At 68.9% G+C, this 9,297-nt stretch carries 8 protein-coding genes; all 8 read left to right on the top strand.

Annotation, left to right across the window (positions count from 1 at the left end; all coding sequences use genetic code 11):
• Positions 1-313 precede the first annotated feature (313 nt).
• Complete coding sequence (locus D7V97_RS34650) at positions 314-2,341, top strand: YgiQ family radical SAM protein (protein ID WP_120614902.1); 2,028 nt, start codon at positions 314-316, stop codon at positions 2,339-2,341.
• Between the two features lie 83 nt (positions 2,342-2,424).
• Positions 2,425-2,922 (top strand): hypothetical protein, encoded by a 498-nt coding sequence (locus D7V97_RS34645; protein WP_120614901.1) that lies wholly within the window; start codon positions 2,425-2,427, stop codon positions 2,920-2,922.
• A gap of 104 nt (positions 2,923-3,026) precedes the next feature.
• Positions 3,027-3,407 carry a type II toxin-antitoxin system PemK/MazF family toxin gene (locus D7V97_RS34640; protein ID WP_120614900.1) on the top strand — a complete coding sequence of 127 codons (381 nt, stop codon included), beginning with the start codon at positions 3,027-3,029 and terminating at the stop codon, positions 3,405-3,407.
• A gap of 120 nt (positions 3,408-3,527) precedes the next feature.
• Entirely contained in the window at positions 3,528-3,977 is a 450-nt protein-coding gene (locus D7V97_RS34635; RefSeq protein ID WP_147445098.1) for a hypothetical protein, read from the top strand.
• A 114-nt stretch (positions 3,978-4,091) separates the two neighbouring features.
• On the top strand, positions 4,092-5,105 hold the full coding sequence (locus D7V97_RS34630) for a ChaN family lipoprotein (protein ID WP_120614898.1): 1,014 nt from the start codon (positions 4,092-4,094) through the stop codon (positions 5,103-5,105).
• Between the two features lie 535 nt (positions 5,106-5,640).
• On the top strand, positions 5,641-6,573 hold the full coding sequence (locus D7V97_RS34625; RefSeq protein WP_120614897.1) for a hypothetical protein: 933 nt from the start codon (positions 5,641-5,643) through the stop codon (positions 6,571-6,573).
• A gap of 94 nt (positions 6,574-6,667) precedes the next feature.
• Entirely contained in the window at positions 6,668-7,453 is a 786-nt protein-coding gene (locus D7V97_RS34620) for a hypothetical protein (protein ID WP_120614896.1), read from the top strand.
• Between the two features lie 85 nt (positions 7,454-7,538).
• Entirely contained in the window at positions 7,539-9,122 is a 1,584-nt protein-coding gene (locus D7V97_RS34615) for a S8 family serine peptidase (RefSeq protein ID WP_147445097.1), read from the top strand.
• Positions 9,123-9,297 lie beyond the last annotated feature (175 nt).

Here is a 9,297-nt window from a genome sequence, read left to right as displayed (position 1 = left end):
GGTGGGAGCGGGCCCAACGCCAGACATTGACAGTCGGCGCCCGTGAACATTCTCTGCCACAAACGGATTTTTCAAGCAATACCCGAAAGCCAATTCCTTGCGCCGGAGTGGCCCGACACCCAGTCGGATCATGAATGACCCGGCGTCTGTCTTTGCGAGGAGTCGGGGCGCCCACACCGGCCGTCCGGCCCCTGCCGACAGCCCGGGGAGCGTCGGTCTCCCAGGGGGCAGGGGGGCATCCGGGCGCCGGAGTGGACAGAGCCCGCCCCGATGGGGTTGGTTCGCCTCTCCCCGCTGTTCCGGGGAGGACCCCATGGCCTCTGTCACCCCCCGCTACGCCCATCCGTTCCTTCCCGTCACCCGCGCCGACATGCAGGCGCGGGGCTGGGAGCAGTGCGACATCATCATCGTGAGCGGCGACGCCTACGTGGATCACCCGGCCTTCGGACCGGTGCTGATCGCCCGCTTCCTGGAGGGGCGGGGCTTCAAGGTAGGCATCATCCCACAGCCGGACTGGCACTCGGCGGAGCCCTTCAAGGCGCTGGGCAAGCCCCGGCTCTTCTTCGGGGTGGCGGCGGGCAACCTGGACTCGATGCTCAACCGGCTGACGGCCCAGAAGAAGAACCGCTCCGAGGACCAGTACAGCCCGGGCGGGCGCACCAACTGCCGGCCGGACCGCGCGTCCATCGTGTACGCGCAGCGCTGCCGCGAGGCCTTCCCCGACGCGCCCGTCGTCCTGGGCGGCATCGAGGCCAGCCTGCGCCGCATCGCGCACTTCGACTACTGGAGCGAGAAGGTCCGCCGCTCCATCCTCTTCGACGCCAAGGCGGACCTGCTGGTGTTCGGCATGGGCGAGCGGCCCATCTGGGAGATCGCCGACCGGCTCCACCGGGGCGAGCGCATCGAGGACCTGAAGGACATCCGCGGCACCGCGCACCTCATCAACGACGCCGCGATGAAGGCCCTTGAAGCGGACCCGGCGAAGCGCGCCGCGGACCGCGACAAGGTCGTGGTGCTCCCCTCCTACGAGGAGGTGGTGGCGGACACGCGCGCCTTCGCGGTGATGAGCCGCGACTTCCAGATGGAGACGAACCCCGGCAACGCGCGCCCCATCGTGCAGCGCCACGGCAACCGGGCCATCTACATGAACCCGCCCGCCCGGCCGCTGGAGGACGGCGCCGGCCTGCGTCCCGGCGAGACGTCCACGGTGGCGATGGATGAGCTGTACGACCTCAAGCTCAACCGCGTGCCGCACCCGATGTACACCGAGCGCATCCCCGCCTACGAGACGGTGAAGCACTCCGTGGTGCTGATGCGCGGCTGCTTCGGCGGCTGCACCTTCTGCTCCATCACCGAGCACGAGGGCCGCGTCATCCAGAGCCGCTCCGCGCAGAGCGTGCTGCGCGAGGTGCGCGAGGTGCGGCGCATGGGGGACTTCCGGGGCACCATCACCGACCTGGGCGGCCCCACGGCCAATATGTACAAGCTCAAGTGCAAGAGCGAGGACATCGAGAGCAAGTGCCGCAAGCTGTCGTGCGTGCACCCGGGCGTCTGCGAGAACCTCCAGACGGACCACGGGCCGCTCATCGACCTGATGCGCCAGGTGCGCAAGGAAGAGGGCATCAAGCACGTCTTCATCGCCAGCGGCGTGCGGTACGACCTGGCGGAGCGCTCGCCGGAGTACGTGAAGGAGCTGGCGGCGCACCACGTGGGCGGACAGCTCTCCGTGGCCCCCGAGCACGTGTCGCCCCGGGTGCTGGAGAAGATGAAGAAGCCCGGCATCGAGAGCTTCGAGCGCTTCCAGCACATGTTCGCGTGCGCCAGCGAGGACGCGGGCAAGGAGCAGTACGACATCGCCTACTTCATCAGCGGCCACCCTGGCTCCACGCTGGAGGACATGGTGATGCTGGCGCAGTGGCTGAAGGAGAAGGGCAAGCGGCCGCGGCAGGTGCAGGACTTCATCCCCACGCCCATGTCGGTGGCGACGGCCATGTACCACACGGGCCTGGACCCGCTGAAGATGGAGCCCGTGTACACGGCGAAGGGCCTGCGCGAGAAGCGCCTGCAGAAGGCGCTCCTGCTCTACTGGAACCCGGAGCACTGGCCGCTGGCGCGCGAGGCCCTGCGGCTCGCCGGCCGCGAGGACCTCATCGGCCGGGGCCCGAACGCGCTGGTGCCGCCGGAGTCCGCCGCGGAGGCCGCCCGCCTGCGCCGCACGTCTGAGAGGACCGAGGACGACCAGGGCCTGGCGACGAACGCGTGGCCCCGTCCGGTGCAGCCGCGCCCGTCGGGCCGGAGCCCGGGACGCACGCCGCGTCCGGGCCCGCGCGGACGGCCGTAGGCCCCTGGCTTTCGCTCCGGGGGGTGGCTCGGGTATAGGGTGCGCCGCCTTCAAGCACCCGACACCGCCGGAGCCACACGCCCATGCCCAGGACCTCCCAGGAGCAGTCGCAGGAGCGCCACGCGTTCCTGCTCGACCTCTTCCGCACCCAGCCCGACCTGAGCCGCCAGGACGCCCTGGAGAGCTTCAAGGACAAGTTCGGCGCGACCATCAACCTGCGCACCTTCAACGAGCTGCGCGACCAGGCGAAGAAGGAACTTTCGTCCGGTAGCGCCAGCGCCCGCACCCGCACCCAGGAGCCCGAAGTGGAAGTGAATGAGGACCGTCCGGAGGTCACGACCGAGGACGTGGGGACGATGCTGAAGTCCGCGGCGGCCCCGGAGCTGCTCAACGGCGCGGCGCCCGCCAAGAAGCCGAAGGCCAAGGGCCCGGGCGTGCGCAACGTGTTCGTGGACGCGCCGCAGGAGCACCTCCAGTTCCTGGAGCGCGTGGTGCAGCAGCTCCAGGAGGCCGGCGCCTCCAACGTGCGCATCGACCACGGCACCGACCGGTGGATGGTGCTCGTCGTCGACTCGAAGTAGCTCGACGGCGCGCGTTCAACGCCTGACGCCGGGCCCGCCTCCTGCTGTCCGGGAGCGCGGGCCCTGTCATTTCAATGGCAGCTCAAGTCCGGAAGGACGCTCCCATGGAGACGCAGACGCAACCGGAGAGGCGCATCCAGCGGGGAGACCTCTTCTGGCTGGTGCCGGACGACTCGCAGGGGTCACTCCCTGGCATCCCCCACCCCCATGTGGTCCTCCAGGAGGATGTCTTCAACCGCTCACGGATCCGCACCGTGGTCGTGTGCGCGTTGACCTCGAACCTGAAGCGGGCCCAGGAGCCCGGCAACGTGCTGCTCGACGTGGGTGAAGGCCACCTGCCGAAGCAGAGCGTCCTGGTCGTGTCGCAGGTGTCCTCGGTGGAGAAGACAGCGCTGGGGGAATACATCGGCACGCTTTCCGACAGGCGCGTGGAGCAGGTGCTGGCCGGGATGCGCTTCCAGCAGGCGTCCTTCTTCGACCGGTGACGCCCCCGTTGACCAGGAGACCTCATCCCAGCCCCAAAGCCGGCTTGGTCGGGATCCAATAAAAACGTGCTTAGCCGTTATTCCCGCAAGCGTGCTCACACGCTACCTGGGAGGAAGCACATGTCTCGTTCGATGCCTGCGCTGACGCTGACGCTCTGTGGTCTGCTTTTCGGATGTGGCGGGCAGCCCGAGGACGGCGAGTCCACCGAGGTCCTGGATGCGCCGGACACGCAGGTCATGCCCGCGGAAGGAGCCGAGGGAACCGTTACCGCGAGCGCGATCTCCACGATGTCCGTCTTCGGGGCCAGCGTGTCGTTCAATTCAAACGGAGACAACTTCACCGTCAGGGACACCGCGGCGGACGGCCACTCCGCCGTGGCCCATATCTATAACTCCAACACGGGGAGCTATTCCTTCTGCTGGAACAGCAGTGGCAGTGGCACCTCCGTGACCTGCAACCGCAACTTCGCCGAAGGCATCCTGATCCGCTTCCGTGCCTGCACCGGTGAGGCCGGTACCGGGCGGCTCGTGAATTGTTCTGATTGGAAGACCGTCAGCACGGCGAACTGAACCGAGGTCTCTTGCTGCCTGATTCCCATGACGGGCCCGCCTCCTTCTGTCCGGGAGCGCGGGCTCTGTCGTTTCGGGCGGGCAATCCTGGCGGAGGACGGATTGGATGGAGGGATGACACGTGCCCCTTCCCTCCTCGCCCTCACCCTCCTGGTGTCCGGAGGCTGTGCCAGCCGCCAGGTGCCTCCGCCCTCCCCTGCCCGGACCTGGACCACGACGCTGCATCAGGACCACCCGCTGGTGGGCCGCATCTGGGACGTGGCGGGGGGACGGTTCGCGGAAGCAGACACCCTGCGCGCGGCGGTGGTCTCCGCGCAGTACGTGCTCCTGGGCGAGCGGCATGATCATCCAGACCACCACCCACTCCAGGCGGAGCTGGTGCGCGCGAAGGCCTCGGAGGGCCGGCGCCCCGCGCTCGCCTTCGAGATGCTGGACGTGTCGCAGCAGCCCACGGTGGACGCGGCGCTGAAGGAGAAACCAGACGACGCCGAAGCGCTGGCGCGGGCATTGGACTGGGCGAAGAGCGGGTGGCCCGACTTCAGCCTCTACGCGCCGGTGTTCACCGCGGGCCTGGAGGCACACCTGCCCATCGTCGCCGCGAACCTGCCCCGCTCGCAGGTGCGGGACCTGGTGATGAAGGGCCCGGAGGCCGTGCCCGCGGACGTGCGCTCCCGGCTGGGGCTGGAGGTGCCCGTGCCCGAGGACGAGGCGAAGGCGGTGCGTGAGGAATTGGACCGCTCGCATTGCGGTGAGCTTCCCAAGGAGATGCTGGAGCCCATGGCGCTGGCGCAGCGGGCCCGCGACGCGATGATGGCGGACCGGCTGCTGGAGTCGGTGACGGTGGACGGCGCGGTGCTCATCACCGGCAACGGGCACGTCCGCAAGGACCGCGGAGTGCCCGCGCACCTGGCGCGCCGGATGAAGGACGTGACGGTCCTGAGCGTGGCGCTGCTGGAGGTGTCACCGGAGGCCCTCAAGCCCCAGGACTACGCGGCGCTCACGGGCGCCACGACGCTGCCCTATGACTACGTCTGGTTCACACCCGCGATGCCGGAGGACGACCCGTGCAAAGCCTTGCGGGAGCGCAAGACAAAGACGAACGGGCCGTCAAACCAGACACCTAAGTAGAATCCACTACGTAGAACCTACATGAGTCTGCCAGCCCCGCAAAGCTACACAAATACAAGATCAACACGGAAATGACGCGATGTGGTGAATTACGGAATTTTCCGGATTCGCTTGCAATGGTGTTCACTCCCTGTACTATTGTGTTCACTGGGCGAGGACTCAAGCAGCAGCGTCCAACATCCGGACCGAGAGGGGAAAATCAATGAGTCCATGCACGGCGCACCCTGGCATCCATCTATCGGGAACCAAGGTCATCCAGCTCCTGCCCCTTGAACCCGCGTAGCGCGTGGAGCATCCCCTTCCAACGAAGTCCGCCTCTCGCGACTCCTGAGCAGTCCACGGCGACAGCCATTGGACGCGGGGGCCGTCCCCTCCCATTCCACCGCTGAGCAGTGAAGACCCGGTGCTCCACGAGGAGACCCGGCAATGACTTCCCATGCCCAGGGCCTCCCGACCCGGCACGGCGACGTTCCCTGTCGTCCTCACGTTCTCGGCGACAGGGAACGTGGACCATCCCAACCCCGCAGGAGGATGTATGAACAAGCTGTCTCTGCCGACCCTCGTAGTGGCCCTGGGCTTCGCGACGCAGGCCATGGCGGCCTGGGCTCCCAGCTACTACCGCTGCACTTTCGATCAGCTCACCTCGGATCAGGCCCGCGGCCGCCAGCAGTGGGCCAAGAAGTGGGCGGACGCGGACCCGTTCAACATCTCCCCGGGCAAGGACCAGCGCTTCTGGGCCACGGTCTATGACACGGACGCGCAGCAGGCGTTCAACCTCAACCAGACCTGGCTCTATCCCGTGTTCGTGGATCCGAACTCCAGCTACGAGCCGTGGAAGGGCCCCGGCGCGCCGGGCACCGCGACCGCGGGCTTCACCGGGGATCAGATCTTCGCCGTCGCGTTCGACAACAAGCCCGTGCATGTCCTCATGGATGGCGTCTGCGAGCCGGGTTGCTACACCCCGGACCAGAAGGTCCTCTTCCAGGGCGGCCCCATGTCCATCCACAAGGCCCAGTCGGGCGGCGCGGATGACCTCGTCACCCTCTCCAAGGACGCCTCCCTGGACAAGGTGACGCTCGCCCCCAACACCGTGGAGCGCTACACGGTGGACCGGGACGCCGCGCGCCAGGAGATCCTTCGCTTCCGGATGCAGTCCGGTGGCCGCCTCTCCGTCACGCTCGAGCACCCGCTCGTCACCACCGAGGGCTCGCTCAAGAAGGCCAAGGAGTTCGTCGTCGGTGAGCGGCTGGTCCGCCAGGACGGCACGCCGGATGAAATCCTCTCCATCCAGGGCGAGTCCTGGTTCGGCAAGGCCTACAACCTGCGCCCCGTCAGCACGGACCTGACCTCCAACATCCTCGTCGCCGAGGGCTACCTCAACGGCTCCGCCCGGTTCCAGAGCGAGTACGTCGAGGAGCTCAACCGCCTCATCCTCCGGACCAACGTCCCGGACGCGCTCATCCCGTAGCGACGACGCCCCACCCGCTACCCGCTGTTCCGGACGGCTCCCGCCTCACGCGGGGGCCCGTCCGCCCATGCCCGGACACGAGGGACGCCGACCCATGCGCCGTCAACACCGCAGGAAGTACACGCTCCCGCTCACCGCCAGCGTGCTGGCCGTGGGGGCCGTGGGCCTCTTCTGGCTGCTCACGGACACGCCCGCGCCCGCCCCTTCGCTGGCGGCCGTCCCGGTGGCCCCCGCCGCGCGCCCGGCCTCGCCCGCCGCCACGGGGCCCTCGCCGACGAGCGTGGCCCGTCCCCTGGACACCCTCCATCCGGTGGTCGTCAGCACGTCGCTTGAAAGCAACACCCCCATCCCCCAGGCGCTGGCACGTCCCGGCTCTCCGCTGGATGTGCTCCGCCAGCGGGTCATGGCGGAGAACCCGGACCTGGCCCGCTTCCGCCAGTTGCAGCGCAAGGTGTTGCGCCGGGCGGAGGAGACCCAGGCCCTCCAGGCGCTCTTCAATGACAGCAAGGTCGTCGACACCGCGAAGCGGGACCTGCTCGCCAAGGGTGAGCTGCGCTTCACCGACGAGGCCCAGTTCCGCCGCCTCTACCAGGTCGAATACCTGGGCATGGGCGTGGAGTGGCAGGACAACCCCGAGCGCGAGGCACGCTTCAAGGACATCGAGCAGCTCATCCTCGCCAACAACATCCAGCCGGACATGGACCTGGAGCTCCGGCGCTCGCTCGCGGGCGACAAGGTCGAGCTCTTCATGATCCTGCTGCACAACGACCGACCCCGGGCGGAAGCCCTGCTGCTGAAGACGCAGGGCACCCGCCTGGCGCCGCTGCTGGAGAACGCCCGCGTCCGCTTCGACGCCCTCTGGGCGCTCGCGAACAAGTAGCGGCGGCGCAATCCGCCATCCCGGGACGGGGGCCTGCCCCCGGCACGAGCCACAGACCGCTGTAGTCACCTCAGGAGACTGTTTCATGCAAGCAAGGACCACGAAGAAGAGTGTCGTTTCGCGCCGGCTGATGATGGCGCTGGCCCTGTCGGTGGCCCTGCCCGCCACGGCGGCGGATCCCCAGGGCCCGGGCGAGCTGACGCCGCGGATGCTGCCGCGCAAGGGGCTCGTCGACCTGCGCCGCGACCTGGCCATTCCGCGCGTCGTCGTGAAGTTCCACGAAGGCACCCACGTGCGCGTGCGCAATGGCCGCATCGCCCAGTTCACCGATGAGCGGAGCGCGCGCGAGGGCACCCAGCTGCGCGGCCGTGGCCTGTCCGCGCTCCAGGTGGGGGCGGACGTGGACGCCGTGGTCCGGCTCGCCGGCGGCGATGCCCACGCGCTCGGGTTGGATCGCCTGTTCAAGGCGGATGAGCTGCTGCTCGACGACCGCCGCACGGAAGGGGAGCTGCGCGGGAACCAGGAGCTGGCCGACCTGAACCTGTACCTGGAGATCCCCATGCGGGCGGGCACCACCTACGCCGACGTCCAGGCCCTGGTGGCGAAGCTGGACGCGCTGCCCAGCGTGGAGACGGCCTATGCCGAGCCGGCCGCGGAGCCCGCGGCCGTCAACTGGCCCAACATGATGCCCAGCCTGATGGCCGTGGCCCCCAACCTCCAGGGCGAGCAGGGCTACCTGGGCGCGGCGCCCGCGGGCGTTGACGCGAACTACGCCTGGACGGTCGCGGGCGGCAATGGCGAGGGGATCCGCATCGTGGACGTGGAGGGCGCCTGGCGCACCACCCACGAGGACCTTCCGGCCTTCTTCCACCAGGGCGGGACCCAGTTCAACGACCTGGGCTGGCGCAACCACGGCACCGCCGTGATGGGGGAGATGGTGGGCCGCAACAACGGCGTCGGCGTGACGGGCATCGCGCACGGCGCGTCGCCCGGCTTCGAGGCCATTGGCGCGCAGAGCGCCGCGAGCGCCATCGCCAACGCCGCCATCGCGGCGGGCGCCGGCAACGTCGTCCTCATCGAGCTGCACCGCCAGGGGCCCGCGGATGCCACGCCCTGCACCTGCAACTTCGGCCAGTGCAACTTCGTCGCCATGGAGTACTGGCAGGCGGAGTTCGACGCCATCACCCAGGCCACCTACAACGGCACGTCCGTCGTGGAGGCCGCGGGTAACGGCAGCGTCAACATGGACGACCCGGCCTACGGCGGCGTCTTCAACCGCGACCTGCGCGACTCGGGTGCCATCGTGGTGGCGGCCGGCTCCGCCCAGGGCCGCGTGCCCATGTGCTGGACCAACTACGGCTCCCGCCCGGACGTGAATGGCTGGGGCGAGGTCGTCGTGACCACCGGCTACGGTGACCGCTACAACGGCGGCACCGAGGACGGCTGGTACACCGGGACGTTCAGCGGCACCTCCAGCGCGTCGCCCATCGTCACCGGCTCCGTCGCCGCGCTGCAGGGCGCCCTGCGCGCTCACGGCCGCTACGCCCTGAGCCCGCTCGCCGTGCGCGACGTGCTCTCCAGCACCGGCAGCGCCCAGGCCGCGGATGCCCGCCGCATTGGCAACCGCCCCAACCTGCGCGCCGCCTTCATCCGCCTGAACCTCTTCTAGGCGGCACCAGCCACCGGCGGTCCTGCCCCCATGCGGGTCGGGACCGCTGGCCTCTGGACGTCCACCCGCTTCCTTCCACCCTCCGTCGGGCTTCCGCAGCCAGTGCTCGCCATGTCCCTTCCTCCCACGAAGAAGAAGAAGAAGCTGCTGCGGGTGCTGTCTCTTATGCACATCT

The organism is Corallococcus sp. CA053C (assembly GCF_003611675.1).
GTDB lineage: Bacteria > Myxococcota > Myxococcia > Myxococcales > Myxococcaceae > Corallococcus.
The sequence above is the reverse complement of the archived record's forward strand: the minus strand, read 5'-3'. Positions and strand labels throughout refer to the sequence as shown.

Excerpts from the sequence above, each read along its gene's own strand:
- D7V97_RS34630 (WP_120614898.1), top strand. The coding sequence starts at position 4,092 with ATGACACGTGCCCCTTCCCTCCTCGCCCTCACCCTCCTGGTGTCCGGA.
- D7V97_RS34625 (WP_120614897.1), top strand. The coding sequence starts at position 5,641 with ATGAACAAGCTGTCTCTGCCGACCCTCGTAGTGGCCCTGGGCTTCGCG.
- D7V97_RS34620 (WP_120614896.1), top strand. The coding sequence starts at position 6,668 with ATGCGCCGTCAACACCGCAGGAAGTACACGCTCCCGCTCACCGCCAGC.
- D7V97_RS34615 (WP_147445097.1), top strand. The coding sequence starts at position 7,539 with ATGCAAGCAAGGACCACGAAGAAGAGTGTCGTTTCGCGCCGGCTGATG.
- D7V97_RS34650 (WP_120614902.1), top strand. The coding sequence starts at position 314 with ATGGCCTCTGTCACCCCCCGCTACGCCCATCCGTTCCTTCCCGTCACC.
- D7V97_RS34640 (WP_120614900.1), top strand. The coding sequence starts at position 3,027 with ATGGAGACGCAGACGCAACCGGAGAGGCGCATCCAGCGGGGAGACCTC.
- D7V97_RS34635 (WP_147445098.1), top strand. The coding sequence starts at position 3,528 with ATGTCTCGTTCGATGCCTGCGCTGACGCTGACGCTCTGTGGTCTGCTT.
- D7V97_RS34645 (WP_120614901.1), top strand. The coding sequence starts at position 2,425 with ATGCCCAGGACCTCCCAGGAGCAGTCGCAGGAGCGCCACGCGTTCCTG.